This is a genomic window from Nonomuraea endophytica (assembly GCF_014203235.1).
Taxonomy (GTDB): Bacteria; Actinomycetota; Actinomycetes; order Streptosporangiales; family Streptosporangiaceae; genus Nonomuraea; species Nonomuraea endophytica.
The window spans coordinates 87,576-114,007 of the sequence record NZ_JACHIN010000006.1; the positions used below are offsets into that span (position 1 = coordinate 87,576).

Annotated in this window: 27 protein-coding genes and 1 pseudogene; 20 read left to right on the forward strand and 8 right to left on the reverse strand. The window is 72.4% G+C overall.

Going from position 1 to position 26,432, the window contains the following annotated elements:
* Positions 1 to 58: 58 nt before the first annotated feature.
* The 4 genes from HNR40_RS22515 to HNR40_RS22530 all read left to right on the forward strand — a co-directional run bounded on the left by HNR40_RS22515 (position 59) and on the right by HNR40_RS22530 (position 7,378).
* Positions 59 to 5,029 (forward strand): CHAT domain-containing protein, encoded by a 4,971-nt coding sequence (locus tag HNR40_RS22515; RefSeq protein ID WP_184964437.1) that lies wholly within the window; start codon positions 59 to 61, stop codon positions 5,027 to 5,029.
* Positions 5,022 to 5,705, forward strand: a complete 684-nt coding sequence (locus tag HNR40_RS22520) for a hypothetical protein (RefSeq protein WP_184964439.1) — start codon at positions 5,022 to 5,024, stop codon at positions 5,703 to 5,705. The genes HNR40_RS22515 and HNR40_RS22520 overlap by 8 nt, the downstream gene beginning before the upstream one ends.
* A 66-nt stretch (positions 5,706 to 5,771) precedes the next feature.
* Positions 5,772 to 6,290: a SigE family RNA polymerase sigma factor gene (locus HNR40_RS22525; RefSeq protein WP_184964441.1), complete on the forward strand. Its 519-nt coding sequence runs from the start codon at positions 5,772 to 5,774 to the stop codon at positions 6,288 to 6,290.
* A complete protein-coding gene (locus tag HNR40_RS22530; RefSeq protein WP_184964443.1) occupies positions 6,287 to 7,378 on the forward strand; it encodes a TolB-like translocation protein in 1,092 nt (363 codons plus the stop codon). Before HNR40_RS22525 ends, HNR40_RS22530 begins: the two co-directional genes overlap by 4 nt.
* A gap of 11 nt (positions 7,379 to 7,389) precedes the next feature.
* Here the strand turns inward: HNR40_RS22530 and uppS are convergent, their stop codons facing one another.
* A complete protein-coding gene (uppS, locus tag HNR40_RS22535; RefSeq protein WP_184964445.1) occupies positions 7,390 to 8,127 on the reverse strand; it encodes a polyprenyl diphosphate synthase in 738 nt (245 codons plus the stop codon).
* A gap of 91 nt (positions 8,128 to 8,218) precedes the next feature.
* On the opposite strand from uppS, the gene HNR40_RS22540 reads away from it, so the two are divergent.
* The 3 genes and pseudogenes from HNR40_RS22540 (at position 8,219) to HNR40_RS22550 (ending at position 9,420) form a co-directional block, all read left to right on the forward strand.
* A complete protein-coding gene (locus HNR40_RS22540) occupies positions 8,219 to 8,611 on the forward strand; it encodes a DoxX family protein (protein ID WP_184964447.1) in 393 nt (130 codons plus the stop codon).
* A gap of 24 nt (positions 8,612 to 8,635) precedes the next feature.
* Positions 8,636 to 9,093, forward strand: a pseudogene (locus tag HNR40_RS22545) (AMP-binding protein); the annotation flags it as partial.
* 39 nt (positions 9,094 to 9,132) lie between these two features.
* On the forward strand, positions 9,133 to 9,420 hold the full coding sequence (locus HNR40_RS22550) for a hypothetical protein (protein ID WP_184965405.1): 288 nt from the start codon (positions 9,133 to 9,135) through the stop codon (positions 9,418 to 9,420).
* 98 nt (positions 9,421 to 9,518) lie between these two features.
* Here the strand turns inward: HNR40_RS22550 and HNR40_RS22555 are convergent, their stop codons facing one another.
* The 3 genes from HNR40_RS22555 to HNR40_RS22565 form a co-directional block, all read right to left on the reverse strand.
* Complete coding sequence (locus tag HNR40_RS22555) at positions 9,519 to 11,030, reverse strand: amidohydrolase family protein (RefSeq protein WP_184964450.1); 1,512 nt, start codon at positions 11,028 to 11,030, stop codon at positions 9,519 to 9,521.
* A 78-nt stretch (positions 11,031 to 11,108) separates the two neighbouring features.
* On the reverse strand, positions 11,109 to 11,570 hold the full coding sequence (locus HNR40_RS22560) for a hypothetical protein (RefSeq protein ID WP_184964451.1): 462 nt from the start codon (positions 11,568 to 11,570) through the stop codon (positions 11,109 to 11,111).
* Between the two features lie 170 nt (positions 11,571 to 11,740).
* Entirely contained in the window at positions 11,741 to 13,003 is a 1,263-nt protein-coding gene (locus HNR40_RS22565) for an MFS transporter (protein ID WP_184964452.1), read from the reverse strand.
* 24 nt (positions 13,004 to 13,027) lie between these two features.
* On the opposite strand from HNR40_RS22565, the gene HNR40_RS57305 reads away from it, so the two are divergent.
* Genes HNR40_RS57305 through HNR40_RS22585 form a run of 4 tightly spaced genes read left to right on the forward strand, consistent with a single transcriptional unit; the run spans position 13,028 to position 16,882 of the window.
* Positions 13,028 to 13,906, forward strand: coding sequence for a winged helix-turn-helix transcriptional regulator (locus HNR40_RS57305; RefSeq protein ID WP_184964453.1), 879 nt, complete (start codon positions 13,028 to 13,030; stop codon positions 13,904 to 13,906).
* 31 nt (positions 13,907 to 13,937) lie between these two features.
* Entirely contained in the window at positions 13,938 to 14,936 is a 999-nt protein-coding gene (locus tag HNR40_RS22575; protein ID WP_184964454.1) for an alpha/beta hydrolase family protein, read from the forward strand.
* Between the two features lie 24 nt (positions 14,937 to 14,960).
* Complete coding sequence (locus HNR40_RS22580) at positions 14,961 to 16,106, forward strand: serine hydrolase domain-containing protein (protein ID WP_184964455.1); 1,146 nt, start codon at positions 14,961 to 14,963, stop codon at positions 16,104 to 16,106.
* A 35-nt stretch (positions 16,107 to 16,141) separates the two neighbouring features.
* Entirely contained in the window at positions 16,142 to 16,882 is a 741-nt protein-coding gene (locus HNR40_RS22585; RefSeq protein ID WP_184964456.1) for a helix-turn-helix domain-containing protein, read from the forward strand.
* Here HNR40_RS22585 and HNR40_RS22590 read toward each other — a convergent pair.
* Both HNR40_RS22590 and HNR40_RS22595 read right to left on the reverse strand, forming a co-directional pair.
* The gene (locus tag HNR40_RS22590; RefSeq protein ID WP_184964457.1) at positions 16,835 to 17,488 is read right to left on the reverse strand and encodes a class I SAM-dependent methyltransferase; all 654 of its coding nucleotides are present in this window, start codon (positions 17,486 to 17,488) and stop codon (positions 16,835 to 16,837) included. The genes HNR40_RS22585 and HNR40_RS22590 overlap by 48 nt on opposite strands.
* A 48-nt stretch (positions 17,489 to 17,536) precedes the next feature.
* The gene (locus HNR40_RS22595; RefSeq protein WP_184964459.1) at positions 17,537 to 18,379 is read right to left on the reverse strand and encodes an alpha/beta fold hydrolase; all 843 of its coding nucleotides are present in this window, start codon (positions 18,377 to 18,379) and stop codon (positions 17,537 to 17,539) included.
* A gap of 95 nt (positions 18,380 to 18,474) precedes the next feature.
* Between HNR40_RS22595 and HNR40_RS22600 the strand changes: the two genes are divergently transcribed.
* On the forward strand, positions 18,475 to 19,035 hold the full coding sequence (locus HNR40_RS22600) for a TetR/AcrR family transcriptional regulator (RefSeq protein WP_184964460.1): 561 nt from the start codon (positions 18,475 to 18,477) through the stop codon (positions 19,033 to 19,035).
* A 4-nt stretch (positions 19,036 to 19,039) separates the two neighbouring features.
* Here HNR40_RS22600 and HNR40_RS22605 read toward each other — a convergent pair whose 3' ends face one another.
* Positions 19,040 to 19,648, reverse strand: coding sequence for a TetR/AcrR family transcriptional regulator (locus tag HNR40_RS22605; RefSeq protein WP_184964462.1), 609 nt, complete (start codon positions 19,646 to 19,648; stop codon positions 19,040 to 19,042).
* Positions 19,649 to 19,728: 80 nt separating this feature from the next.
* Between HNR40_RS22605 and HNR40_RS22610 the strand changes: the two genes are divergently transcribed.
* From HNR40_RS22610 to HNR40_RS22620, 3 genes are all read left to right on the forward strand, one after another.
* The gene (locus HNR40_RS22610) at positions 19,729 to 20,136 is read left to right on the forward strand and encodes an ester cyclase (protein WP_184964464.1); all 408 of its coding nucleotides are present in this window, start codon (positions 19,729 to 19,731) and stop codon (positions 20,134 to 20,136) included.
* 61 nt (positions 20,137 to 20,197) lie between these two features.
* On the forward strand, positions 20,198 to 20,761 hold the full coding sequence (locus HNR40_RS22615; RefSeq protein ID WP_184964466.1) for a DUF305 domain-containing protein: 564 nt from the start codon (positions 20,198 to 20,200) through the stop codon (positions 20,759 to 20,761).
* 193 nt (positions 20,762 to 20,954) lie between these two features.
* On the forward strand, positions 20,955 to 21,827 hold the full coding sequence (locus HNR40_RS22620; RefSeq protein ID WP_184964468.1) for an AfsR/SARP family transcriptional regulator: 873 nt from the start codon (positions 20,955 to 20,957) through the stop codon (positions 21,825 to 21,827).
* On the opposite strand, the gene HNR40_RS53650 is transcribed toward HNR40_RS22620, so the two are convergent.
* On the reverse strand, positions 21,762 to 22,421 hold the full coding sequence (locus tag HNR40_RS53650; RefSeq protein WP_312896478.1) for a TetR family transcriptional regulator: 660 nt from the start codon (positions 22,419 to 22,421) through the stop codon (positions 21,762 to 21,764). The two genes, HNR40_RS22620 and HNR40_RS53650, sit on opposite strands and share 66 nt — an antisense overlap.
* Positions 22,422 to 22,511: 90 nt before the next feature.
* Here HNR40_RS53650 and HNR40_RS22630 point away from each other — a divergent pair, with 90 nt between their 5' ends.
* From HNR40_RS22630 to HNR40_RS22650, 5 genes are all read left to right on the forward strand, one after another.
* Positions 22,512 to 23,762 carry a tetratricopeptide repeat protein gene (locus tag HNR40_RS22630; protein WP_184964470.1) on the forward strand — a complete coding sequence of 417 codons (1,251 nt, stop codon included), beginning with the start codon at positions 22,512 to 22,514 and terminating at the stop codon, positions 23,760 to 23,762.
* A gap of 18 nt (positions 23,763 to 23,780) precedes the next feature.
* Entirely contained in the window at positions 23,781 to 24,119 is a 339-nt protein-coding gene (locus HNR40_RS22635; RefSeq protein ID WP_184964472.1) for a YciI family protein, read from the forward strand.
* Positions 24,120 to 24,323: 204 nt separating this feature from the next.
* Positions 24,324 to 24,527: a hypothetical protein gene (locus tag HNR40_RS53655; RefSeq protein WP_221340721.1), complete on the forward strand. Its 204-nt coding sequence runs from the start codon at positions 24,324 to 24,326 to the stop codon at positions 24,525 to 24,527.
* Between the two features lie 55 nt (positions 24,528 to 24,582).
* A complete protein-coding gene (locus HNR40_RS22645) occupies positions 24,583 to 25,692 on the forward strand; it encodes a sensor histidine kinase (RefSeq protein ID WP_221340722.1) in 1,110 nt (369 codons plus the stop codon).
* A gap of 11 nt (positions 25,693 to 25,703) precedes the next feature.
* Complete coding sequence (locus tag HNR40_RS22650; RefSeq protein WP_184964476.1) at positions 25,704 to 26,348, forward strand: LuxR C-terminal-related transcriptional regulator; 645 nt, start codon at positions 25,704 to 25,706, stop codon at positions 26,346 to 26,348.
* Positions 26,349 to 26,432 lie beyond the last annotated feature (84 nt).

A 26,432-nucleotide genomic window follows, 5' to 3' on the forward strand; every position in this document is an offset into this window, starting at 1 on the left:
TTGCTTGGGGAGGACCCGCCTCCGGCGAGTGCCGTGTGACTCTCGGCGGGGAGGCTCCGTGAACGACCTGGACACCCTGGTGGAAAAGGTGCGCCGGCGGGTCTTCGTCTGGGGCAGGAAGAAGCGGGTCTGGGCCAAGGAGGCGCTGGCGGAGGCCGCGGAGCTGGTGCGGCTCATCGACGGGGACCACGAGGTGGACCCGGCGGACTTCGCCAAGGCGATCCAGGCGGTCGGGCGCCTGCACTGGGCCCGCTACACCACCGGCGGCAGCCGCCACGAGGGCGAGCTCCTGGCCGCCATGGGAGTGTTCTCCCTGCTGAAGACCCTCGCTCCACACCGGGTTCCCGGCGCGGCGAAGGACCTGGTCGTGGCCGTGCCGCGGCACTTGCTGGCCGGTGAGAGCGGCCTCGTCCGGTTCATGTGGGACGGCGCCGCCGCCGAACTGGTCGAGCGAGTGATCGGCACCGGCACGGTCGACGGCGTGCCCGATGCCGTCTACCTGTGGGAACGCGTGCTGGCCGCGACCGGACCCGACGATCCCAGCCGCCCCCGGCACGTGTTCAACCTGGGCAACGCCTGGCACCTCATAGCCCAGCACCTGGCCAACGCGGCCGGACTCCGGCGGGCGCTGGAACTGGTCGAGGAGTCGCTGGCCGCGACCCGGCAGGACGACCCCGACCACGCCACCCGCTCGGCCCTGCGGGCGGCGATCGTCAAGGACCTGCACCACGTCACCGGCGACCCCGGCCTGCTCCGCCGGGCCGTGGAGATCTACGAGGACGTGCTGGGGCTGATCCCCGGCGACCACGTCGACCGGGCCGTCCACGTGCTCAACTACTGCGACGCCGGAGCCATCCTGTTCGAGACCTCGCGAGACGAGGAGCTCGCCGACCGGATCCTGAACGAACTCGCCGGCCTCTACGCCACCGGAGACCCGCCTCGGCAGACCGGGCAGGTGCTCTCCCGGCTGCTGGCCGACCGGTTCGGCGACGGCACACCGGAACCCGATCCGGAGCCGGAGGAAGAACCGGCGACCCCCGAACTGCGGGCGTTCGAACAGACCGGCAAGACCGCCCACCTGACCGGTCCCCAGCCGGACTCGGGCCTGCTGACCTGGTACCGCGCCGTCTACCTGGGCGAGACCACCGGACTCGACGAGGCCACGACGGGCCCCGAAGCGCTGCGCCGGTTCGCCGCCGACAGCGAAGGGCTGCGCGCCGACGGCCTGGACCTCGAGACGGCGGCCCTGATCCACGAGGTCCTGTCCCCGACACTCCCCCGGTTCTTCGGCCGCGTGGTGGAGCGCCTGGAGACCCGGCCGCCCTCGGCCGTCCTCACCGGCTACCTGGGCCTGGCGCACGACATCCGCTACCACCTCGAAGGCGAACCCGGCGACGAGGCGAGCGCGGTCCGGCTGCTGCGCGAGGCGCTCGACGGCGAGCTGCCCGAGCACCGCCGCGCCCTGTTCCTCGCCTACCTGGGCGACGCGCTCAGCCACACGCCGGCCGGGCTCGACGAGGCGATCGAGCTCTACCGGCAGGCCACCGAGCACACTCCCCCGCCGCCGATCGCCGTCGTCTCCCTCTTCCGCGCCCACGCCACCCGCCAGGACGCCGACGCCATGCTGGCCGTCGCCCGGCGCTTCCTGCCTGCCCTGCCGCGGGACTCGCCCGAGTGGCGTGAGATCACCAGGACCACCGGGCTGGGACTGGTCGAACGGGCGCTCGACGACCCCGACGCCGACCTGGACGAGGCCATCGGCATGCTGGCCGCCACGCTGGACGGAACCAGCCTGACGACCCTCATGTACGGCTCCGCGCTCCGCCGGCGCCACCTCCGCCACCGGGATCCGGCCGACCTCGACCGCAGCCTCGCCGCGTACGGCGGCGCGGTGGGCGCCGAACCCCTCCTCGTCCTGTTCCGCCTGGGCGAACTGCTGCAATGGCGCGACGACCTGGAACCCAGGCCCGCGCTGCTCGACGCGGCGATCGGCTTCCTGCGCGGGGCGGTGTCGCTGTCCGAAGGGCATGAACTGGCCACCACGAGCCGGGAGGAGCTGGCGCGGGCGCTGTCCCACCGCGCCGACGCCGCCGGCCGGCCCGACGACTTGGACGAGGCCATCGAGACGGCCCGCCGTACCGCCGACTTCCTGCTTCTCGGCGACCTGCTCGCCCTGCGCCACCCGGAGGAGCCGCCCGCCGCCGCGCTCCTTCAGGCCGCGCTCGCCGACGTCGCCGACGGGTCGCTCGACGTCGAGCAGGCCGAAGCGGCCATGCCCCAGTTCGCCGACGACGAGCCGACGCTCGGCGCGCTGCTCAGGCAGACCGGCGAGGCGACGCTGCTGCTGCGGGAAGGCGCCACCGAGCAGGCGTTACGGCTGGCCAGGCTTCTGGTCGCCGGTCTCAGGGACACGCCCGCGGACGCGATCCTGGCCAAGGCACGGGCCGAGGCGAGCCTCATCCTGGTGGACTGCGCCCGCGAGGTGCTCTCACGCCGCGCCGATCCCGCGCTTTACCAGGCAGCCGACAAAGCGGGGGCGTGGGTGGCCCGCTTCGCCGAGGAGACCGGCGAGGACATCCTGGCCGGGACGGCCGCCTTCCGGCTCGGCACGCTGAACCTCGAGCTCTACGGCCGGTTCGCGACCCCCGGATGGGAACGGCGCGGCCGCGAGGTCCTCCTCGACCCGGCTCCGCTGCTGCCCAACCACGAAGGTCCCGGTCTGCCCGACACCGTCACCGCCCTGCGCACCGCCGCCGGGCATCTGGCGCGGGCGATGGTCCTGCGTACCGGCGAGGCCCGGGGAGAAGCGGCCCGGCGAGTGGCGGCCGCGCTGTACCGGCTGCGCGAGCTGGGCGAGGCGATCGACGAGGCCGAGCTGGACGCGGCGGTCGAGACGGCGCTGCAGTTGCTTCCCGAGGACGCGTACGGACGCCGCCTGGGGATGCTGGCGATGCGGTCGGGCCCTGAGCGGGTCGCCGGAGCGGAACGTGCCATCGCCCTGCTGGAAGCCGATCTGGACGAATACCTGGACCGTGCGGGCGGGGAGGCCGCCGTGGCGACGGCGGTCACGCTGGCCCGGCTGCTCGTCGGCACGGCCCCGGCCCGCGCGCTCGACCTGCTGAACAAGGTCGCCGCGGCACCCGGCGTCGAACTCGACGAGAGCTTAAGCGTCGCCCAGGTCTGCTCCTGGCAGGTCAAGCTGCTGGCCAGAATCCACGACGACGACCTCGGGCGGCTGCTCACCGAGGCCGACCTGGCCACCGCGCAGGACGGGGATCCGCTGCGGGGCCTGGCCGCGCTGGAGCGGGTCGACCGGGACGACCCGCGTCTCGCCGGCTTCCGCCCCGCGCTGGACTTCCTGACGGCTCGCCTGTCGGCCACCGCGGCGGAACAGGTGGACGGCTCCGAGCGGGTGAGCCTCGCCTCGGCCGCCGTCCACGGCTTCACCTACGCGGGCGCCACGCAGTACGCGCTGCTGGTCGTCGAGTCCTTCCTCATGCCCGCCGGCGCCGGCATCTCCGACGACGACGCCGTCATGGTTCTCGCGACCCTCGGCGTGATCGCCAAGACCGTCCCGCTCACCTCCCCCGGCACCACCGACCTGCTCCAGCAGTTCTACGCGCGCGTCCTCGCCGGCCTGCTCACCACCGGCACCAGCGAGGTCACGCTCGGGGTCCTGCTCAGCCAGGCCAAGGGCAGCCGCCTGGGCGAGGTCCTGCTCGCCGGGCCGCCCGCGCTGACCGACCCCGAGCCGGTCACGTTCGCCGTTCCGCCGGCCACGCAGGAGACCATGGACGAGCTGATGGTCGTCGCCTGGGCCGACTCCCGCCACCGCCGTCCGTCCCGCTCCGAGGAAGGGCGGCTGCGCAACCGCCAGCGCGCGTTCGACGCCGAGATCACGGAGAAGGTGCTCGCCGACCGCTCCTTCCTGCCCTACTCCACGCTCAAGCTCGGCACGCTTCGGGAACGGCTCGGCGAACGCACCGCGCTGATCATCTACCTGCCGATCCTGTCCGACGACGGCCGGGGCGGGCTGGCCCACCTGATCATCACGACCGACGCCACGTTCGTGGGCCTGGCCTGGGACGACCATCCCCCCGGCGACATCGCCGTCGTCGGCGACACCGCCTTCACCATGTCCACGCTGGGCACCGACGTGGCCGGGACCAGGCGACTGGTGCAGGAGGACCCCGGCCCGGCCCCCGTGACCGCCGGGGCGCTCGCCTTCCTCGCCAATCCCCTGCTGTTCGGCCGGGAGAGCCTGGACCACCTCGCCGGCCTGCGCGCGAGCGGATTCGACCGGCTGCTGGTCGCGCCGCACGGCCCGTACCACTTCTTCCCCTTCCACCTGGCCGGGCCCGAGCGCGGCCGGTGGCTGGACGACTGGAAGACCGGCTACCTGCCCAACCTCGACCTGCTGCTGCGCCCCGCGCCGGAGATCGGCGACGGCACGCTGACCAGCATCGGGCTCGACTACCTCGGCACCGACCACCCGCCGCTGTACGAGGCGGCCGCGGAGGCGGGCGCGTGCGCCGCCGCCTTCGCGACCGCGCCCGTCCTGAACGCCGCCGCCACCCGCGCCGCCGTGCTCGCCGCGCTGCGCGACAGCCGCTACGTCCACCTCGCCGCGCACGGCTCGCACAACATCGACGCGCCCGTCCTGCAGGCCGTGCACCTGGCCGACGGGCCCCTCTTCGCGTACGACCTGCTCGGCCTGGACCTGACCGGGCTCGAACTGGTCACATTGAGCGCATGCGAGACCGGGCTCGGCCGGATCGACCGGGCCGACAACCTGCGCGGCATCCCCGCCGCCCTGTTCCTGGCCGGGGTGCGGTTCATCGTGGCCACGCTGTGGCCGGTCTCGGACGAGACGGCGGCGTACTTCTTCCCGCGCCTGTACGCCGAGCTGGCCGGCGGCAAGGGGATCCGGGACGCCTTCCACGACGTCCGGCACCAGACCCGCCGGCAGTTCCCGCAGTATCGCGACTGGGGGGCCTTCGTCCTCATGGGAGGGGATGGCGATGACTGAGATCGAGCTGTCGGAGGACGCCGACGTCCCGGTGGCGCTGCGGCTGCGGACCGTACGCGGGCGGCCGGCGCCGGCGGCCCCCTTCCTGCTGGAGGGGCAGGTGTCCATCGGCACGCCCACGACCCGACGGCTCACCGCCGCCGACGCGGGGCCGGATGAGGAGCTGGCCGGCTTCATCGCCGCGGAGTCCGCCCGCTGGGACTACTACCTGACCGCGCTGTCGTGCACGTTCGTGTCCCACGAGGAGGCGGAGCTGGCGTCGGGGTGGCTGCGGATCACGTTGTCGGGCGAGGAGAGCACCGCCCATTCGATGGATCCCATGTTGCTGGAGGAGTTCGCCGACCTGTCGTACTCGATCAAGCTGGTGGTGCCGCTGGTGATCGAGAGCGAGTTCGGGGTGGACGGCGCGCGCAAGAAGCGGCGCACGGCGGTGGAGGGGCTCTACGACGGGACGCGGACGCCGTCGTGGGTCTTCCACGGCAGCGCGCGGGCGCCCGTGCACGGGGTGCAGCGGCTGCGGCTGGTCGTCAGGACCCCGGCGGGGCTGCCGGCCGAGGGCACGCTCCAGGCCGGGGCGTCGGTACGGCACAAGCGGCTCGGCCTCGACCTGTTCTCCTACACGACGCCGCTGACCGACCTGCCCGAGCCGTTGCGCATCCGGTTCCTGCCGGACTGATCCGGTAGGTGTTCCAACCTTTCGCCCCGTACGTGGCGTTTGACTGGGGTGAGAGGAGAACGAATCTTGGACCCACACGCCGGATTCCGCGAGTTCGTGCTGGCCCGCCAGCAGGCGCTCATGCGGACCGCGTACTTGCTCACGGGGGACGCCCACCTTGCCGAGGACCTGCTGCAGAGCGTCCTGGCCAAGGTGGTCGGCCATTGGGCGCGCCTGGCCCGCGACGGCAACCCCGAGGCGTACACGCGAAAAGCCCTGGTCAACCAGTACATTTCCTGGCGGCGGCGGCCCCGTCCCGAACTGCCCAGCGCCAGCCTGCCCGAGCACGGGCGGCGCTACGAAGAGGCGGCGCTGGACCGCATCGTGCTGCGCCAGGCGCTGGCCAGGCTGACTCCCAAGCAGCGGGCCGTACTCGTGCTGCGGTTCTGGGAGGACCTCACGGAAACGCAGACCGCCCAGGTGATGGGCTGCTCGCTGGGAACCGTCAAGAGCCAGACCCACCACGCGCTCGCGCGGCTGCGCGAGCTGGCGCCGGAGCTGGCCGGTCTGCTGTCGGAGCATGTGATCGAGGAGGTGGCCCGATGACGAGGCTGCGTGACGCGCTCGGCGACCTGGCCGAGCAGGCTCCGCGCGTGGATCTGGCCGAGGCGGCCATCGCGGGCCACCTGCGCAGGCGGCGTACCGGCCGCGTGGTCGCCGCCCTGGCCACCGCCACCGCACTGGCCGTCACGGGAGCCGCGGTGACGCTGCCGTGGACGAGCACCGCGATCTCGGTCGCGGCTCAGGGCACGGAGAAGGCGCCCGACCTGCCCGCCACCGCGGTGGGGCCGCTCGGCTACGCCTACCAGACCCCGTGCGTCGTCAAGCCGAAGCTCGACTGCTCCACGTCGCACTGGCGGGTCGTCACCCGCTCGGGCAAGACCTACCGGCTGCCGGACGCCCCCGCGCACAGCTCCACGGGGTTCACCATGCCGGTGTCGATCAGCCGTGACGGCCGCATGCTCGCCTACTACGACCCGCGGGAGGGGGCGCACGTGGTGCACGACCTGGAGCGCGGCACCCGCACGGTGTCGCGGTTGCGGCTGAGTGAGGACCGCGTCGGCATCGGCTCCCTGCTCTTCGTCTCCGACGACGGCCGCCACCTGGCGTTCGACCCGCGCGAGGGCAGCAAGGAGCCGGGGATGGTCATCGACGTGCGTACCGGCGCGAAGGTGGAGGTGCCGGGGACGTTCGAGCCGGTCAGCCTCAAGGACGGCGTGGTGTCGCTGGTGCGCTACCTCAAGACCGACCTGTGGCTCATGCCGGTGACCGGCGGGGGCAAGCCGGTGCGGTTCGACGGCACGTTCATCATGTTCAGCGAACTCTCCCCCGACGGCCGCACGGTCGCCGCGGTCCGCCACCAGCGCCATCTGGCCGAGGAACTGACCCTGCTGGACGCCAAGAACGGCGGAACCCTGCGCACGGTGGCCATCCGGGGCCTGCCCGAGGACCGCGGCGCCGTGACCGCGACCGGCCCCTGGCGCGGCTCCGGGGAGATCGCCATCACCTACTCGGGAACGACGGGCCTGCGCACCTTCGCCGTCGACGTGAGCAGCGGCCGGGCCCGCCCGCTGGAGCGCTTTCCCGGCAACCGGCCGGGCCTGACGCTGCCCGGCCGCGTCGAGGTCAAGTAGGGGTCGAGCGGTCAGGTCCGGGAGCCGCGGGCGAAGGTGCGCAGGGCCCGGAGGAAGTCGATGTGGCGGAAACCGGGCCAGTTCACGTCGCAGAAGTGCAGCTTGGCGTGCGCGGCCTGCCACATCAGGAAGCCGGACAGACGCTGCTCTCCGCTGGTGCGGATGATGAAGTCCGGGTCGCTGCGCCCTCGGGTGTAGAGGTGGGCGGCGATGTCGTCGGCCGTCAGCGTCCGGGCCAGCTCCGTCAGGTCGGCGCCGTCAGCCTCCAGGAGCGCGCGGACCGCGTCCACGACCTCCTGACGGCCGTCGTAGCCGATCGCGAGCGTGAGTTCGTGGCCGTGCTCGCGCCCCGCGGTGGCCTCCATGGCGAGCTTGAGCGCGTGCGCGGTCGAGTCGGGCAGCTCGTCGAGGCGACCGGCCACGTGCAGCCGCCACAGCGGCGAGGAGGCGACCAGACTGCCCGCGATGACCTTCTCGATCAGCTCCATGTAGAACGTGACCTGCTCGGAGGCGCGTTTGCGCACGTTGTCGGAGGAGGCCACGTAGATCGTGACCTCCTTGATGCCGAGTTCGGCGCACCAGCCCGCGACGGTCTGGATGTGCTCGACGCCGTAGCGGTGACCGACGCTGGGGTTGGCGAAGCCCTCCTCGCGGGCCCAGCGCCGGTTGCCGTCCATCACCAGGCCGACGTGGCGGGGAACGCGGGTGACCTGGGTACGGAGCCTGCGGGCGTAGAGCGCTCGGAGCATGTTCCGACTCTATAGAGGTGCACGCAGGTACACCCTCGGTTGGGCGTTACCTGCATTCTGAACACCGGATCCGGAACCTAGCGTCGGGATCATGACAACCACGCTACGTACCATCGGGCTCTGGATCCTTCAGGTCGTCACGGCGGCGGCCTTCCTGCTGGCGGCGCTGGGCAAGTTCGCGGACGCGGAGCCGGCGGCGAGCACGTTCGACGCGATCGGCGCGGGTGACTGGCTGCGCTACCTGGTGGGCGCGCTGGAGGTCGCGGGCGTGGTCGGCCTGCTGGTGCCCCCGCTGGCCGGGCTCGCCGCGCTGGCGTTCGCCGCGCTCATGGTCGGCGCGACGCTGACCCAGGTGCTCGTGATGGGCGGCGGCGCGTTCCTGCCGCTCGTCCTGCTCGCGCTCTCCCTGGTGATCGCCTGGGGCCGGCGGAGCAGTACGGCGAAGCTGTGGTCGGCCCTCCGATCCCGCGAACAGCACGGATGATCCGCCGCCTCGCACCCATTCCCCGTGGCCCTCGTCAGCAGGGACGAGAAGCTGACCTTCGCCGAACTCGGCGCCAGGGTCGATCACATGGCCGGCCAGCTCGTACTCGAAGGAGCCGGACCCGGCCAGATCGTCGCCCTCGCCCTCCCCCGATCGGCCGAACTGGTCGTCGCGCTGCTGGCCGTGCTGCGCTGCGGGGCCGCGTTCCTGCCGGTCGACCCCGCCGAACGGCGGCGCCTCATGCTCACCGACGCCGCCCCCTCGATCGTGATCACCCCCGGCTGGGCGCAGGAGGGCGAGACCCCGCGGACCCGCAGGCGGAACCGGACCGCGCCCAAGCCGCCTACGTCATCTACACCTCCGGCTCCACGGGCCAGCCCAAGGGCGTCGTCGCCACCCACGGCGGCCTGGCCGCGCTCCTGGCCGGCCACCGCGAGCGCCTGATCCCCGGCGGCGAACGGCTGCGCGTCGCGCACACCGCGTCGTTCTCCTTCGACGCCGCCCTCGACCCGCTGCTGTGGATGGTGCTGGGCCACGAGCTCAGGGACGTCCACCTCAACACCGACCGGCTGGTACGCGCCCATGTCACCAGGGTGTACCAGGGCGACGCGCTGTACTTCCTGGCCACCGCGGACACCCTCCACGACCGCCGGACGGCCGGGGCGTGGCGGCCGCACATCACGGGCGTGATCGACGCGCACGACGTGGCCTGCGACCCCAAGGACCTGACCCGCCCGGGACCGCTCGCCGAGATCGGCGCGGTCATCACCGCCCGCACCCACGACCGCCCGGCGGAACCTCCCGGGTGACCGCTTGACGCCCCCCGCTCCGGCAGCTACGTCCCGCTCACCGACCCCGAGAGCGCCCGGCTCCTACCCTGACGTCATTGGCAAACGCAGGTTGGGTGTCAGTGGCAGGCGCAGGTGGGCACTGCCGCCGCGCTGCCCTGCTCCTTGGCGGCCGCCTCCACCTCGGCCAGGATGTGCGCGCGTTCCCTCGGCCCGATGAGGCGGCCGCGGGTCATCACCGCGTGGATGCGGCGCGTGTTGCGGATGTCGGCCAGCGGGTCGGCGTTCAGGACCACCAGGTCGGCGGCCTTGCCGGGAGCCAGCGTGCCCGAAGTGTGCTCCTGGCCGAGGAAGCGGGCGGCGTCGCGGGTCATCGTCTGGAGCGCGGCCATCGGCGCGAGCCCGGCGCGTACCAGCAGCGACAGTTCGTCGTGGGCGCTGAAGCCGGGGAAGACGTAGGGGTTGTAGCAGTCGGTGCCGCCGAGCAGGCCGACGCCGGCCCGGTGCAGGCGTCCGACCAGGCCCAGGAGCCGGTTGAAGAAGTGGCGCTGCTGGGCGATCTGCTCGGGCGTGACCGGGGCGACGATCTTCAGGCTCTCGGCCCAGACCTCGCGGACGGCGGCCGGCATGTACTTCAGGCGCGGATCGTCGGCGTAGGTCTCGGCGGGCTGGGTGACGACGTTGAGCACCGACAGCGTGGGCGAGTGGCGGCTGCCGTCGCGGATGAGCAGCTTGTACAGGTCCCGGGCCTTGGCCGGGTCGTAGGTGTCGGCCGCCAGCCGTTCCATCTCGCGCACCATGGTGTACCAGGCGCGCGGATCGGCCGGGTCGATGGGCGTGTCCTCCATCCGGCGGCGGAACTCGGGCTCCTGGCCGGAGGTGGCCAGGGTGAGGCCGAGCAGATGCTCGAAGCACCGCTGCCCGGCCCGGCTCGCCTCGGCCATCGGCACCAGGTAAGGGACGTGGCCGGCGACGGGCAGCCCCGCCGCGCGCGCCTCGTCCGTCAGGGCGTGGAAGGCGTCGCGGCCGAGGTAGGAGTAGATCTTGGCGAAGTCGGCTCCGGCCGCCTGTTCCGCGCGTACGACCCGCCTGGCCTCGGCCGCGTTCGCGACCTTGGCGGGCAGGGGCCCCAGCAGGGAGACCGGGCCGTCGATGATGTTGCTGGCCACGACCATGCGCGGGCCGAGCAGGTCGCCGCGTTCGATCCGGTCGCGCAGGGCGTGCAGCGGCGGGGAGCCCCACATCTCGCGGACGCCGAGGACGCCGTTGGCGATGTACAGCGGCGGGGCGATCTTCTCGTCGAGCGTCCCGTGGGTGTGCATGTCCCACAGTCCGGGGATGACGTAGCGTCCACGCAGATCGACCACCTTGGCTGCCCGGTGTCCGGGTGCGCCGTGGTCGTCGCCGATCCAGGCGATCCGGCCGCCGGTGATCACGATGGTGACGCCGCGCCGTACCGGCGCTCCCGTGCCGTCGATCAGGCTGGCCCGCCGCAGGACCGTGAGGTCCGGTGAGTGCGCGCGGGCGGGCGCAGGCAGCGAACCTGTCGCCAGTACGGCTCCCGCGCCGGTCATCGAGAGGCCACGTAAGACGTCGCGGCGGCTGGCGGGCTCACTCGGGATGGTGGGCATGAGTGCTTCCTTCCCCGTATGTGGTGATCCTTCCAGTGTGATCGACAGGCCTTGTTGACGAAAGGACCGCACTCGTGGTCAGTGCTTGGTGTTGAATGCAGGCATGCCTGGCTCGCGGGTTGCCCGCGTATCGCTGTCCGCTGCTGTGATCGCCCTGGTGGCGGCATGCTCACCGGCCACCTCGGCTCCGGAGGCCGCCGCGCCGTCCACCCCCGCGACCTCCCCCACCGCCACTCCCACCGCGACTCCCACGCCGTCACCGTCGGCTCCCAAGGACGGGACGAGGACCCGCGCGTGCGCGGACGGCACCTGCGACGTCCGGGTGAAGAACTCGGCCAGGGTTCCGCTGCCGAAGCGGTTCGGGCTCAGCTCGCTCGAGGTGACCGGGGTCGAGGACGAGACGGTCTCGTTCGTCGCGACGATCATCGGGTCGAAGTTCTCCAGCGACGGCGGGTGCTCGCCCACCATCACCGGCCCGACGGCGAACTCCGCCGCCTTCTGGAGCGTGACCTGCGGGTCGGGCGACAAGACGGTCGTCAACAAGATGAGCCTGGAGGTCGTCGGCATCACCGGAAAGGCCGTGGTCATCCGCATTCGTCCGGCCTGAGGTCAGGTCAACCGGCGCATGACCGCGTTCATCGATCCTCCGGTGCGCTTCTCCCCTGGTTGCGCCCGCCTGCCCGGTACGTGTCCGGATCCGGCAGGGTGTTTCACCCCAGTTCTGGGGACAGGGCGGTGGGCTGGTGGTCGGTGAGGTCGCGCAAGCGGCGTACCCGTGAGAGCAGCAGGATCAGCGGCACACCGGCGGCCACCACCGCGAAGAGCAGCAGCGTGGCGCGCCCGCCGAGGGCGCCGGCGATGCCTCCGGCGAGCAGTCCCCCGATCGGGATCGCGCCCCAGGAGACGAAGCGGACCGTCGCCATGACCCGGGGCAGCAGCTCGGGCGGGCTGGCGAGCTGCCGGTAGGTGCGGGTCACCACGCTGAGCACCACCACGCCGGCCGCGAAGACGGCGCTGCCGACGGCGAACGCGATGAACCCCAGCGCGCCGGCGCCCAGGGGCAGGACGAGCGCCCCGGCCACCGCGACGAACCCGGCGCCGATCAGGGCGCGGGCGCCGCCGAACCGGGCGGTGATCCGGGTGGTCAGCGCGGCGCCGATCAGCGTGCCGACGCCGTCGGCGGCCAGCAGGATCCCGAGGAGGGCGGGTGAGGCGTGCAGCTCGCGCACCAGGTACAGGGCGAAGAGCGCGTGCTGGGCGCCGCAGACCGCGTTGGCCGCGGTGGCGGCCCACATGCAGGGGCCCATCACCGGGTGGTGCGCGACGAAGCGCCAGCCTTCGACGATCATCGCGCGCATCGGCGGCCACTCGGCGGGGGCTTCGGCCCGCCGTTCCGGCAGTGTGCGCAGCAGCAGCGCCGAGACGAGGTAGCTGACCGCGTCGACCAGCAGGGTCGGGACCGCGCCGAGCACCTGGACGACGAGGCCGCCCGCGGACGGCCCGCCGAGCTGCGTGACGGCGTGGGTGCCCGAGGTCAGGCTGTTGCGCGACTGCAGCTGCTCCTTGCTCACGATCGACGGCAGGAAGGTCGAGTTGGCGACGTCGAAGACGACGTTCGCGAAGCTGATCACCAGCGCCACGGCCACCAGCTGGGCGACCGTGAGGGCCTGCCACCACCAGGCCAGCGGGATGGAGACGACCGCCACGGCGCGGGCCAGGTCGGCGGCGATCTGCACGCCGCGCATGGGCAGCCGCTGCACCAGCACCCCGGCGGGCAGGCCGATCACGATCCAGGCGACGTAGCTGGCCGCCACGATCAGGCCCATCTCGAACGCGGAGGCGTCGAGGACCGTCAGGGCGGTCAGCGGCAGCGCCACCCCGCCCACCGCAGAGCCGATCGCGCTGGTGGTGCCGGCGCTCCACCAACGCCAGAAGACGCTCGTCATCCCGGCTTCCTCCTCAGTGAGTTCCATTTTGAAACGCACTATAGTGGGGGCGTGAAGCGCGCTGATCTCCAGGACGCCGACTGCGGCATCGCCCAAGCTCTCGGCGTCATCGGCGACTGGTGGACGTTCCTGGTCGTGCGGGACGTGGCCGGTGGCACGACCCGCTTCGACGACCTGCAGCGCGAGCTCGGCGTCAGCAGACGCGCGCTGGCCGAGCGCCTGGCCGGGCTCGTCGCGCACGGGGTGCTGGAGAAGCGGCCCTACTCCGAGCGCCCGCCGCGCCACGACTACGTGCTGACCCCGAAGGGCGAGGGCCTGCTGCCCGCGCTCATCGCGCTGCAGGACTGGGGCAGCAGGCACGTGATGGGCGACGGCGCGCTGACCGCCACCGGCGAGCAGGGGTCGGCCGAGTCACGCCGCGTGCACGATCTGGTCGGCCGCAAGCTCCCGGACGTCGTCCTGGAACGCCACGACGGCGAGCACGTCGCGCTCGGCGCGCCGGGCGACACCTGGAGCGTGCTCTACCTCTTTCCCGGCGCCTTCGCCCCCGGCGCGCACAACTATCCGCCCGGCTGGGGCGACATCCCGGGCGCGCCCGGCTGCACGCTGGAATCTCTCACGTACGCCGCCCGGCAGGCCGACTTCGCCGCGGCCGGAGTCGCGATCCGGGGCGTCAGCACCCAGCGGCCCGACCAGCTCGCCGCCTTCGCCGAGCACGCCAAGCTGCCCTATCCCCTGCTGTCCGACCAGGACAGCAAGCTGGCGGCCGGGCTGCTGCTGCCGACGTTCCGCGCGGCCGGCGTCGATCGTTTCAAGCGCCTCAGCCTGCTGGCCGATCCCGGCGCGGTCATCCGGGCGGTGCAGTTCCCGATCATCGATCCGGCCGGTTCGGTGGCGGAGATGCTTGATCTCATAGAAAACGTTCACTAGTCATCCGATCGTATCGTTTACGATAGTTTTCATGAGAGTCAGAACGTGGGTTGTGCTCTGCGTGCTCGTCCTGGTCGCGGGGACCGGCGTGTGGGTCGTCGCGCAGAACGACTTCGCCGTGCGCGAGGTGGAGGTGAGCATCCCGGGGCCCAAGCAGCCGCTGAAGGCGGTGCTCGCGCTGCCGGAGGAAGGCAAGGGACCGCACGGGCTGGTCGTCTTCGCCCATGGGGACGGCGCGGCGGACGCCGGCCGGGACGGGTTCTACCGGCCGCTCTGGGAGGCGTTCGCGCGGGCCGGGTACGCGTCGCTGTCCTGGAACAAGCCCGGCGTCGGCGGCGCACCGGGCAACTGGCTCGACCAGAGCATGGACGATCGCGGCGCCGAGGTCGAGGCCGCGCTGGACTGGGCGAAGAAGCGGCCGGAGATCGACCCGCGGCGGCTCGGGCTCTGGGGCATCAGCCAGGGCGGCTGGGTGCTGCCGAAGGTCGCCGGTGACCGGACCGACGTGCGCTTCATGATCCTCGTCGGGCCCGCGGTGAACTGGCTGCGGCAGGGCGAGTACAACCTGCGGGCGGAACTACGCGGCCAGAGCACGCTCGACGCCGAGCTCAGGCGGCGCGCCGCCCAGATCCGCCTGCTGGAGAAGGGCGTGAGCCACGCCGAATACCTCGCCTCCGGGCTGGACGACCCGCCGATGAGTAAGGACCGCTGGCAGTTCGTGCTCCGAAACTTCCGCGCCGACGTGACCGATCAGCTTCCCCGGGTACGCGTGCCGACGTATCTCGTGCTCGGCGACCACGACCGCAACGTCGACGTCAAGGAGACCGAGGCCGCCTACCGCGCGGCCCTCCCCCGCGACCTGTTGACCGTCGCGATCCTGCGCGGCGGCTCCCACAGCGCGGCCAAACACGAACTGGACAGTCCCGATAGCATCCGGGGCGCGATCACGGCCGTCGCCGCGCCGCGTTCCCTGTACGTGCCCGGCTATCTCGACGCGCTCACGGCGTTCGTGAACAAGCATGGACACTGACCACCGACACCCGGAGGGACAACCATGATCTTCAGGACACTCGTGCCGGCGTTAAGCCTTCTCGCGGGCGGGCTGGCCATTCCCGCCTCGGCCCAGGTACCGCTCCAGACCGCGCTGGACAAGGCGTTCGCCAAGGCGGCGGCCGGCGTCGGCGATCCCGGCGCCCAGGCGGTCGCGGTGAAGGACGGGAAGGTGATCTGGTCGGCGAAGTCCGGCCGGGCTATCAACGAACCGTCCGCTCCGGTCACCGGCTCGACGCTGTTCAGCCTGGGCAGTTTCGGCAAGACCATCCTGGCCGCGTACGCCCTGCGGCTGACCGAGAAGAAGGTCCTGGCACTCGACACCCCGATCTCCGTCTATGTCGGGAAAAAGGTGGCTGGCTCGCAGGTCGTCACGCTCCGGATGCTGCTCACGCACACCTCGGGCTATCCGGACATGTACGCCGACCCCAAGACCGCTCCCCTGTTCGAGGGCGGCAAGAAGTACGACCCGAACCGGCCCTACACCTTCGCCATGCTCGCGCCGGGCATCCGCAAGCCGGTCAACCCCGGCAAGCGCTACGAGTACTCCAACACCGGGTTCATCGTCCTGGCCCACGTGCTGAGCAAGGTCTCCGGCGGCGGCGAAGCGCTCGAACGCGACCTGCGGCGCTTCCTGCGCGGAGCGGGCACGAGCGCCGGCCACCTCACCGCCGAGCGCTCGGGCCGCGCGTTCTCCCGCTTCGCCCACGGCTACACCGTCGGCGACGGCGGCGCGCTGACCGACTTCTCCACCGCCCACGGCGCCAAGGCCATCCCCACCGACCTGTACGGCCTGCCGTTCGGCGACGGGATGTTCGCCGGAACCGCGACCGGCGGCGCCCGCTTCCTCGACGCCCTGTTCGTCGACAAACGGCTCCTGCGCGCCGCCACGGTCAAGACGATGACCACGCCGTCACCCCAGTCGCGGGCCGCCGACGGCACCTACGGCATGGCCACCGAACGCACGAAGGTCGGCAAGCGCACCTGGCAGGGGCACGGGGGCGCGTACGGCGGATTCACCTCGATGGGCGCCACCGACCGCGCCCGCGGCGTGACGCTGATGGTGGTGACCAACCGGATGGGCGCCGCGGACGTGGCCGGCACGATCTGGACGAAGCTCGCCCAGGCCTACGCCTCCGCCACCCCCTGACACCACCGGCGCCGGCACCTGGGAGCATCGGCGGGGTGACGTCCGGGGACGGAACGGCGCCGTACTTCGCCGTCCACGAGGGATACGCGCTGTATCGGGGCCCGGTCTCCGACAGCGTGGCGCATCGCCACGCCGCCTTCCAGGTCGCCATCGCCGTCGAGGGCGAGGTGTCTATGCTGGACGCCGGCCGGACCCGGCACCGCGCGGCGGCGCTGGTCGTGCCGCCGATGGTGTGGCACCGGATCCTCGCGGTGGAGAACCTGCTCACGTTCTTCGTCGAGCCGCACTGCGCGTTCGCCGACCGGCTGCGCGCGCGTCACGGCGCCGGGATCACCGCCGCCGCCGACCTGCGCGGCCTGCGCGAGCAGGACGTACGCGGCGGCGGCGCGCACCCCTCCGGCGACCTCGACCCCCGCCTGCAGGCGGCGATGCGCACCCTGTCCGGCCAGAACGCGCCGCGCGCCCCGGGCTCGATGCCCGCCCTGGCCGCCGAGGTGGGGTTGTCGCCGCAGCGGCTGCGGGCACTGGCACGGCTGCAACTGGGCATGCCGCTGTCGCGCTGGCGGATCTGGGTACGGCTGCGCCGGGCGGCCGAGGCGATGCGGGCCGGGCAGTCACCGGCGGACGCGGCGATCGCGGGCGGCTTCGCCGACCAGGCGCACTTCACCCGGCGGCTGCGCGAGATGATGGGGCTCACCCCGGCCGCCGTGGCGCCGCTGCTGCGCCGGTCAGCCGCGCCGGGCGACGTACACGGAGATGGAGCCCGTGATCGTTGAGACCACCTCGGCCTCGCGCACGTCGAGGAAGCCCGCCCGCGCCATGAGTTCGGGCAGGATGCCGTCGGCGTTGGGCTGGGTGTCGGCTCGGCCGTCGGCGAGTTGCACGAGGCGGAAGGCGGTGCGCATCAGCGGCGTGCGCTGCAGCCCGTAGTCGGCGAGCACCAGCCGCCCGCCGGGCCGCAGCACCGCGAACATCGAGGCGAGCACGGCCCGCTTCATCGCGACCGGGCACTGGTGGAGCACGAGGCTGGAGACGGCGGTGCTCGCCGAGCCCGCTTCGACGATGTCGGTGAGCGCGTCGCCCATGGCGGTCCGCCAGTCCAGTTCGGCGCCCGCGGCGGCGGCCTTGCGGCGGGCGATCGCGAGCGCGTCAGGGTCGGGGTCGACGCCGATGAGGCGGGCGCGCGGCTCGACCCGGTTCAGCAGCAGCGCCAGGGACCCGGTGCCGCAGCCCACGTCGACGATCACGTCGCCGGGCCGCGGCGCGGCGTGCATCGCGAGCAGGCCGCGCCACAGGCGTTCGCGGGTCAGCGCGGCCGCGGCGTCATACAGCCGGGTGGGGGCCAAGCGGCCCAGGGCGGGAGTGAAGGCTCGTCCGGTCATGCCCGGCAGTCTTCATCCCACCTCGGGCCACGGTCTTGAACGAACCGCTCACTTGGCCACGAAGGCCAGCAGCGCCCGGTTGACCTCGGCGGCGTGCGTCCACAGCAGGCCGTGCGGGGCGCCCTCGACCTCGACGTAGTCCGCCTCGGGGAAGGCCTGGTGGAAGGGGCGCGCGGTGGCGTCGATCGGCAGGATGTTGTCGCTGGTGCCGTGCAGGATCAGCGACGGCTTGCCGGCCGCGCGTACCGCCGCGACGTCCTGGCGGAAGTCCTCGATCCAGGCCGGGACCACCGCGTAGGCGGCGACCGGGGCCGAGGTGGTGGCGGTGTTCCAGCTCGCGGTGACGACCTCCTGGCTGATCTTGGTGCCGAGGTTCTCGTCGAGGTTGTAGAAGTCCTTGTAGAACTGGGTGAACCAGGCGTAGCGGTCGGCCCGGGCGGCGGCGATGATGCCGTCGAAGACCTTCTGGGGCACGCCGGTGGGGTTGTCGTCGGCCGCCACCAGGAACGGCTCCAGCGACGCCAGGAACGCGAGCTTGGCGACGCGCCCGTGGCCGTGGTTCTTGACGTAGCGGGCGAGTTCGCCGGTGCCCATGGAGAAGCCGACGAGGATGACCTCGCGCAGGTCGAGGGTCTCCAGCAGCGTGTTCAGGTCGGCGGCGAAGGTGTCGTAGTCGTAGCCGGCGCCCACCTTGCTGGACTGGCCGAAGCCGCGCCGGTCGTAGGTGATGACGCGGTATCCGGCGGCGAGGAGTTCGCGGGTCTGGAGCTCCCAGCTGTGGCCGTCCAGCGGGTAGCCGTGGATGAGCACGACCGGCTGACCCGAGCCCTGGTCCTCGTAGTAGAGCTCGACGGGGGTGCTGTTTTCTGTTCCGACCTTGATGTGGCCCATGAGATCTTTCCTCCTCTTTGGCGGAGAACGATCGTTCTCTCGCTCCGTGGTCTACAGTAGAGAACGTACGTTCTCCGCGCAACTCGGGAGCTCTCATGAACAACGAGGAGGCAGCGCGTGCCCGCGTCGTGTCCACCGCCGACCGGCTGTTTTACGCCCAGGGGGTGCAGGCCGTCGGCATGGACGCGGTCCGTAGCGCCTCGGGCGTGTCGCTGAAGCGCATCTACGCGCTGTACCCCTCCAAGGACGACCTGGTCCTGGCCGTGCTCCGGCACCGCACGGAGCAGTGGAACACCGGCCTGGCCAAGGCCGTCGCGGCGGCCGGGACGCCGCGCGACAAGATGCTGGCCGTCTTCGACTTCCTGGCCGAGTGGTTTCGCGAGGACGACTTCCGCGGTTGCGCCTTCATCAACTTCTTCGGCGAACTGGGCGGCGGCAACTCCAAAGTGGCCGCGGCCGTACGCGAGCAGAAGACGTCCTTCCAGCGCCACGTCGCCGGCCTGGTGCGGGACGCGGGCGGCCCCGGCCACCTCGCCCCGCAGCTGGCCCTGCTCGCCGAGGGCGCCCAGACCACGGCGGCGATCACGCGCGACCCCGGCACGGCCGCGCAGGCCCGCGCGGCGGCCGAGACCCTCATCCGGTGCGCGTTCGAGTAGGAATTCAGTCCTTCTGGAACGCCGGGACCAGCGCCTCGGCCAGCGACTCCACCGAAGGCAGCAGGCCGGCGGCCAGATCCCCCAGCAGATACCGGTGCAGCGCCCGCTGGTGCCCGGCCCCGATCAGCAGCAGCGCGCCCGCCGCCGGATCCAGTGACGCGCGCATCCGCCCGGCCCGCTGCTCGGCCCGCAGCAGCTCGGCGACCGGCTTCAGCGCGAGATGCGGTCCCACCTCGGCCTCGCGTTCGACGAGCAGCTCGCGCAGCTGGCGGTCGGACTGCAGCGCGCCGAGAATCGGCATGATCCGCAGGTAGAAGCGTTCCAGCCCGGCGATGACCGCGCCGAGATCGGCCTTCAGGTCGCCGCTGCGTCCGGGGCGGCCGAGCACCACCGTCGCGTCGGCGAACAGCGGCAGGTGCAGGTTGATGACGGCCTGCAGCAGGCCGAGCCGGTTGCCGAAGTGGTAGAAGATGCTCGACTCCACGACACCCGCCCGGCGGGCGATCTCCTTGGTCGACAACGCCAGGCCCGCCTCGCCGAGCACCTCCTCCGTCGCCTTCAGCACCGCCTCGCGCACACCGGTGGACGGGCGGCCGCGCCGGGACTCCGTCATCGCTTCACTCCCGATTTATTGAGGAATCACTCAGGAAAGAGTAGCTTTATTGAGTAATCACTCAGAAATTGGAGACCCCCGTGAGCATCGAAGCGCGCAAGGACACCGTCAGACGTCTCTACAAGGCCCTTGAGCTCGGCGACGTCGACATCGCCGACGAACTGTTCACCCCCGACTTCATCACCACCGAAGGCGAGCACCAGCACATCGTCGGGCCCCAGGGCTTCAAGGAGGCCATCCGCGAGGTGCACGCCACGCACGCCGGCCCCAGGTTCGAGATCCTCGACATTCTCGGCGAGGGCGACCAGATCGCCGTGCGCTGGCGCATGACCGCGACCCACAGCGGCGAACTGCTCGGCGTGCCCCCGACCGGCCGGGAGGTGTCCATGGAGGCGTTCGCGCTGTTCCGCTTCGTCGGCGAGCGCATCAGCGAACGTCACGCCGTCATCGACCGGCTCGGGCTGCTCAACCAGCTGCGCGCCGCCTGAGACCGAACCTGCCCGGCGGGAGCCGCGTATCCGGTCATGAGTGCTCCCGAAGGGATCGACCATGACAGGCTCCTGCAAAGCGCGAACCGCGATCGTCGCCCTGTGCCTGGCCGCCCTGGCCTGCGGCTGCGGCCAGGCAGCGGGGGCGCCCATCGCCTCCGGCGCCGGATACAACACCGCCGACCTGGCCTTCTCCCAGCAGATGATCCCCCACCACCTGCAGACCATCCAGGTGGCGCAACTGGCCGAGAAGAAGTCCGGCGACACCTACGTCCGGCGGGTCGCGCGGGACCTGATCAAGAAGGAGCGCGCCGACATCGAGCTCATGTCCTCCTGGCTGCGCTCCTGGGGTACGGCGGTGCCCTCCACCCCGCCGGCCGCCGGTCACGCCATGCCCGGCATGCTCTCCGCGGTCCAGATCACCGAGCTGAAGCGGCGCAGCGGCGCCGAGTTCGACACGCTGTGGGCGTCGTTGCTGGCCACGCACCTGGGCAGCGGGGTGCGGATGGCCGAGGCCGTCACCACGCAGGGCGAGCACGTGCCCACGACCACGCTGGCCCGCTCCCTGATCCCCGACCAGCGCGCCCTGATCGCCGAACTCGGGGAGCGCGCCGGTCAGAGCTGAGGGGCCGCGCCGTAGCGGCGATGTGCGCCGGGCGCGGCATCCGCGCGCCGCGGGGTCATCCCGGTGGGGCAGTGCCCGGGGTGACCGTCTCTGCCGCCGGGCGTAGCCCTGCCCGCTCCGTGCGGCCGATGCGCGGCGGCGCGCCGGCGGGGACAGTGATCGTATGAGTCTTGACGTCGCGCTATTGGGTCCGATGGAGGTAAGGCTGGGGCCCACGCCGATCCGGCTGACCACCGGCCGGCTGCGGACGCTGCTGGCCGTGCTGGCGGTGTCGGCCGGAGACACGGTCACCTTCGAGCGCCTGGCCCTGGCGTTGTGGGGTGAGGAGCTCCCGGCCAACGCGCGGCGCAGCGTGCAGACCTACGTCACCAGACTGCGCCGCGTCGTCGGCCGGGCGGCGATCCGCACGATGCCCGGCGGCTACCGGCTGGAGGCCGATCCGGAGCGGGTCGACGTGCTGCGCTTTCGCCGGCTGCTGGCCGAGGCGGCACGTTCGCGCGGCACGGCGGCCGAGCCCGGCCTGGTGGAGGAGGCGGACCGGCTGTGGCGCGGCCCGCCGTTCGAGGGCATCGACTCCGACTGGCTGCGCGCGAGCCTGGCCCCGTACCTGCAGGAGCTGCATCTGGGTGCGGTGGAGCGGCGGATCGACCTGCGCCTGGCCGAGGGGCGGCACGGCGAGCTGGTCGCGGAACTGCTCGAGCTGGCCTCCCGGCATCCGCTGCGGGAGTCGTTGTGGGAGCGGCTGCTGGTCGTGCTGGATCGGTGCGGGCGGCAGGCGGAGGCGCTGGCCCAGTACGAGCGGATGCGGCGGCGGCTGGCCGATGAGCTGGGCACCGATCCGGGCGCGGAGCTGCGCCGGTTGCACGCCTGCCTGCTGCGCGACGATCCGCTCCGGCCCGCGCGGGGGCCGGAGGCGCTGGGGGTGTTCGCCGGCCGTACCAGGACACTGGACCGGGCGGGACGGCTGGTCGAGGTCGAGGACGGGCAGGTGGCGGGGGTCTTAGTCCTGTCGGGGGCGGACGGCGGGGGCCGGACGTTCCTGGCCCTGGTCTGGTCGCCCGCCTGAGGGCGCGGTCAGCAGGCGCAGCGCGGTCGCGAACAGTTCCGGCGGGCAGTGCCCCGGGGCCAGGAGCGTGAGCAGCCGCATCCCGATGTCGAGAGATTTCAGGACGGCGTCCGCCTGCTCGTACGGCAGTTCGCCCAGCGCGCTGCCCTCGGGGGCCAGCGGATGGCGGCCCGGCCTCCCTGGCGGGAACAGCAGGGCGACCAACTCGGCGCGCACGCCCGGATGACGCGTGGCGTGGATCATGAGCTCGACGGTCATCTGCGCGAACGTGTCCTGCTCGCCCGCGCGCGCCCGCTCGGCCCAGTAGCGCGCGTACTCCTCCCCCAGCTCGCCGGCCTCCCGCCCGGAGTGGAGCAGGTGCTCGGCCTGCGCCCGCGCCTCCTGCCCCAGGCGGTGGCGCATGACCGCCAGCAGCAGATCCTCCTTGCCGTCGAAGTTGGAGTAGACGGCGCCTTTGGTCAGACCGGCCGCGGCGGCGACCTCGTCGAGGGAACTGCCCTGGATGCCGCGTTCGGCGAACACCTTCTCCGCGGCCTCCAGCAGCCTGAGCCGATTGCGCTCGCGCTGCTCCTGCCGGGTGAGCCGATCGGTCACCGCACCGCTCCCTTCCCCGCTGTTGACATTCTCAAGAGTATACGAATACTGATCGGTATCCAGATACTCGTCGGTATTTGAAGGATGGTCATGACCACGCGCCGAACCCTCCTGAAGTCCGCCGTCGCCACCGGCCTGGCGGCGATCACCTCCCCGAAGACCCTCGACAGGGCGGACGAGCTGTTCGCCTCGGGCGAGTTCGCGTCCGCCGACGCGCACTACCGCAAGGTCCTGCGCGGCGACCCCGACCACGTGCACGCACTGGCCCGGCACGCTCGCATCGCGCTCCTGACCGGCCGCCTGCCCAGGGCGAAACGCCTGCTCAAGCAGGTGCTGCGCCTCGACCCCGGACACCCGCGCGCACGGGGCGAACTGGCCGACGCCCTGTGGCGCACCGACCAGTTCGCGGAACTGGCCGCGCTGCTGCCCTCGGTGGACCAGGACGGTCCCACCGCGACGGCGACGCAGTTGCGGAGCTTCGCGGGGCTGCGGCCGTACACGGTCTCCGGCCCGGCGACGGTCAGGGTGCCGTTCGCGGCGGCCGACCCGCTGCCCATGATCGAGGCGTCGCTGAACGGCGCCCCGCCCGCCTTGTTCTTCCTCGACACCGGCGCCCTGTTCGCCCTCAACCAGGACTACGCCCACCGGCTCGCCATCCCCACCTACGGCCACACCACGGGCCGCACGATGTACGGCGAGCACCGAGCCCACCAGGGCCGCGTCGACACCCTCGCCCTGGCCGGCGGCCTCACGATCGGCAACCTCCCGGTGCACACGATCCCCGACGCCATCCGCCTGACCGCGCCCGACGGCAGGCTCACCCAGGGCGCGATCGGCACGAGCGTCCTGGCCCGGTTCCTGCCCACCCTCGACTACCCGGGCCAGGCGCTCGTCCTGCGCCGGGACCGGCGCACCGCCGTACACGCACGGCACAGCGCGCCCCTGTGGTGGGTCGGCGACCACTACCTGCTCTCCCGCGGCAGCGTGAACGGCCTGGACCCGATGGTGTTCTTCGTCGACACCGGCGGCGGCGACATCGGGTTCACCGCGCCGCCCTCCACCTTCACCGCCGCCGGGATCGAGATCCCGCCCGGCGAGGGATTCCACCCGGTGACCGTACGCGAACTGACGCTCGGCTCGGCCACCGGCCGCGACGTGCCCGGCCTGACCGGCGCCTTCCCCCCGTGGTTCGAGAACGGCTTCGGCTTCCGCATCGGCGGGCTGCCCACGCACCGGTTCTTCAAGCCGTACGCGGTCACCTTCGACTTCCCGCGCGGGCGCGTTCTCATGGAGCCGGGTGTCCCCCCGGCGCCCGGCCGTTCGTCGTCACAGGTACGGTGAACCGATCGGGAGGTCGCGATGCAGTACGCCCTGGTGATCTATGCCGAGCCCGGCCTGGCGGAGACGTTGTCGGAGGCCGAGCGCGAGGCCATGTACGCCGAGTACTTCGCGCTGGGCGATGACCCGCGCTGCGTCGGCGGCGCCCAGTTGCAGCCGGTCGAGACGGCGACCACGGTACGCGTGGCCGGTGGCAGGACGTTGACGACCGACGGCCCGTTCGCCGACACCAAGGAGGTGCTCGGCGGCTTCTGCCTGGTCGAGGCGGCCAACCTGGACGAGGCGGTCGAGCTCGCGGCGCGGATCCCGGCCGCCAGGCTCGGCGGCGTGGTCGAAGTCAGGCCGGTGGTGAGGCGCTGACCGCGCTCGAGGCCGTCTTCCGCGAGGAGTGGGGCCGGGTGGTGGCCTCGCTGGTCGGCTACCTGGGCGACTTCGACCGGGCCGAGGACGCCGCCCAGGAGGCGTTCGCGATCGCCGCGCGGCGCTGGCCCACGTCGGGCATACCGGCGAGCGGCGGACTGCGCACGGCCGAGATCGCGCGCCTTCCTTGTGCCGGAGGAGACCATGAAGCGGCGGCTGTCGCGCGCCAAGGCCAAGATCAAGGCGACCGGCATCCCGTTCGCCGTGCCCGGCGCCGACCTGCTGGCCGAGCGGCTCGGCGCGGTGCTGGCCGTCATTTACCTGATCTTCAACGAGGGCTACAGCGGCCGCTCGTCCGTCGTGACCACGAAGTCGGCGACGTCTTGCCCACGCCCACCGGACCACTGATGATCAACACAGGAACGGTCATGCATCGATCATGTCGTGCGGAGGTGGCGTCCCGGTGGCCAAGCGGGCATCGCGCGAACTGGCCTACGCGCTGGCCCTGCCGCTGCTGGCCGGCGCCGGATTGGCGTACCTGCTGATCGTGCTGCTCGGCGTCGTCGCCACGGCCAACCTCGTCGGCGTGCCACTGCTCGCGCTGTGCGTGCGCGGGGCCAGAGGGCTCGGCGCCGTCAACCGGGCGCTGGCGGGCGCTCTCGCGGGGGTCCGGGTCCCGGCGCTCGCCGACGTCGCCGGCTGGCGGGCCCTGGCCCACAGCCTCCTCCGGCTGCCCGCCGCGCTCCTGGGCTTCGGCGTCGCGGCCGGGCTGTGGGGCGGCGGCCTGGCCCTGCTCGCCGCTCCCCTGTGGCGCCAGCCGGCGCTGCTGAGCCCGGTGGGCGCGGCGATGCTGGTCCTGGCGCCGTGGGCCGTGCATCTCGCGCTGGCGCCGGAGCGCTGGATCGCGTTCACGCTGCTCGGCCCCGCCCCGAGCGCCGCGCGCATCCAGGCGCTGGAGCGCACCCGGGCCCTGGCCGTCGGCGACGCCGCCGCCGAACTGCGCCGCATCGAACGCGACCTGCACGACGGAACCTCCGCCCGGCTGGTGGCCCTGGCCATGAGCCTGGACATGATCCGCGACGAACTCGGCCACCCCGACCGCCTCGGCCACGCCCGCGCCCTGGCCGACAGCGCCCACCACAACGCCAAGGAGACGCTGACCGAACTGCGCGACCTGATCCGCGGCATCCACCCCCCAGCCCTGGACAAAGGCCTCGAAACCGCCCTCGCCACGCTCGCCGCGCGCAGCCCGCTCCCCGTCACGTTCGCCGCCGACCTCCCCGTACGGCCCAGCCCCGCGATCGAGAGCATCGCCTACTTCTGCGCCGCAGAACTCCTGGCCAACGCCACCAAACACAGCGGCGCCCGCCAGGCCACGATCGACGTACACACCCGCGGCCAACGCCTCGACCTGCGCGTCCGCGACGACGGCAGCGGCGGCGCCACCGCAGGAGCCGGATCCGGGCTCCGCGGCCTGCAAGAACGGGTACGGATCGTGGACGGCACGCTCGACATCCGCAGCCCGGCGGGAGGACCTACGGTGGTCACCGTGGACCTGCCCCTCCACCTCTGAGCGGAGTTCGCATGCGCATCGTGATCGCCGAGGACTCCGCGGTGCTCAGGGACGGCCTCAGCCTGCTCCTCACCTCCCGGGGCCACCAGGTGCTCGCCGCCGTCGGCGACGGCGACGCGCTCGAAGGCGCCGTGGACGAGCACCGCCCCGACCTGGCCGTGGTCGACGTGCGCATGCCGCCCACCTACACCGACGAGGGCCTGCTCGCCGCCATCCGCATCCGCGCCGGCCACCCCGACCTCGGCGTGCTGGTCTTCTCCCAGTACATCGAGACCCGCTACACCGCCCAACTCCTGGCCGGCGACGCCCGCGGGGTCGGCTACCTGCTCAAGGACCGGGTCGCCGACACCGAGGACTTCCTGGCCGCCCTCGACCGGCTCGCCGCCGGCCAGACCGTGCTCGACCCCGAGGCGGTCACGCAGATCATCGGCGCGGCCCGGCGTACCGAGGAGCTGGACACGCTGACCCCGCGCGAGCGCGAGGTGCTCGCGCTGATGGCCGAGGGCCGCTCCAACAGCGCCATCGCCGAAGCGCTGTTCCTGTCCTACGGCTCGGTCGAAAAGCACGTGACGCAGATCTTCACCAAACTCGCCCTGCCGCCCTCCGACACCGACCACCGCCGGGTCCTGGCCGTCCTGCGCTACCTGCACACCTGACCGAAGCGCCCGGCAACATCCGGTCGGCGGCGCGCAACCTTCGGCCGTACCGGCACGCGCCGCCGCAGCCCTAGCGTGCCGGTA

Excerpts from the sequence above, each read along its gene's own strand:
- HNR40_RS22520 (WP_184964439.1), top strand. The coding sequence starts at position 5,022 with ATGACTGAGATCGAGCTGTCGGAGGACGCCGACGTCCCGGTGGCGCTG.
- HNR40_RS22530 (WP_184964443.1), top strand. The coding sequence starts at position 6,287 with ATGACGAGGCTGCGTGACGCGCTCGGCGACCTGGCCGAGCAGGCTCCG.
- uppS (WP_184964445.1), bottom strand. The coding sequence starts at position 8,127 with ATGCTCCGAGCGCTCTACGCCCGCAGGCTCCGTACCCAGGTCACCCGC.
- HNR40_RS22540 (WP_184964447.1), top strand. The coding sequence starts at position 8,219 with ATGACAACCACGCTACGTACCATCGGGCTCTGGATCCTTCAGGTCGTC.
- HNR40_RS22550 (WP_184965405.1), top strand. The coding sequence starts at position 9,133 with ATGGTGCTGGGCCACGAGCTCAGGGACGTCCACCTCAACACCGACCGG.
- HNR40_RS22555 (WP_184964450.1), bottom strand. The coding sequence starts at position 11,030 with ATGCCCACCATCCCGAGTGAGCCCGCCAGCCGCCGCGACGTCTTACGT.
- HNR40_RS22565 (WP_184964452.1), bottom strand. The coding sequence starts at position 13,003 with ATGGAACTCACTGAGGAGGAAGCCGGGATGACGAGCGTCTTCTGGCGT.
- HNR40_RS22575 (WP_184964454.1), top strand. The coding sequence starts at position 13,938 with ATGAGAGTCAGAACGTGGGTTGTGCTCTGCGTGCTCGTCCTGGTCGCG.
- HNR40_RS22580 (WP_184964455.1), top strand. The coding sequence starts at position 14,961 with ATGATCTTCAGGACACTCGTGCCGGCGTTAAGCCTTCTCGCGGGCGGG.
- HNR40_RS22590 (WP_184964457.1), bottom strand. The coding sequence starts at position 17,488 with ATGACCGGACGAGCCTTCACTCCCGCCCTGGGCCGCTTGGCCCCCACC.
- HNR40_RS22595 (WP_184964459.1), bottom strand. The coding sequence starts at position 18,379 with ATGGGCCACATCAAGGTCGGAACAGAAAACAGCACCCCCGTCGAGCTC.
- HNR40_RS22600 (WP_184964460.1), top strand. The coding sequence starts at position 18,475 with ATGAACAACGAGGAGGCAGCGCGTGCCCGCGTCGTGTCCACCGCCGAC.
- HNR40_RS22605 (WP_184964462.1), bottom strand. The coding sequence starts at position 19,648 with ATGACGGAGTCCCGGCGCGGCCGCCCGTCCACCGGTGTGCGCGAGGCG.
- HNR40_RS22615 (WP_184964466.1), top strand. The coding sequence starts at position 20,198 with ATGACAGGCTCCTGCAAAGCGCGAACCGCGATCGTCGCCCTGTGCCTG.
- HNR40_RS22620 (WP_184964468.1), top strand. The coding sequence starts at position 20,955 with ATGGAGGTAAGGCTGGGGCCCACGCCGATCCGGCTGACCACCGGCCGG.
- HNR40_RS22630 (WP_184964470.1), top strand. The coding sequence starts at position 22,512 with ATGACCACGCGCCGAACCCTCCTGAAGTCCGCCGTCGCCACCGGCCTG.
- HNR40_RS22635 (WP_184964472.1), top strand. The coding sequence starts at position 23,781 with ATGCAGTACGCCCTGGTGATCTATGCCGAGCCCGGCCTGGCGGAGACG.
- HNR40_RS53655 (WP_221340721.1), top strand. The coding sequence starts at position 24,324 with ATGAAGCGGCGGCTGTCGCGCGCCAAGGCCAAGATCAAGGCGACCGGC.
- HNR40_RS22650 (WP_184964476.1), top strand. The coding sequence starts at position 25,704 with ATGCGCATCGTGATCGCCGAGGACTCCGCGGTGCTCAGGGACGGCCTC.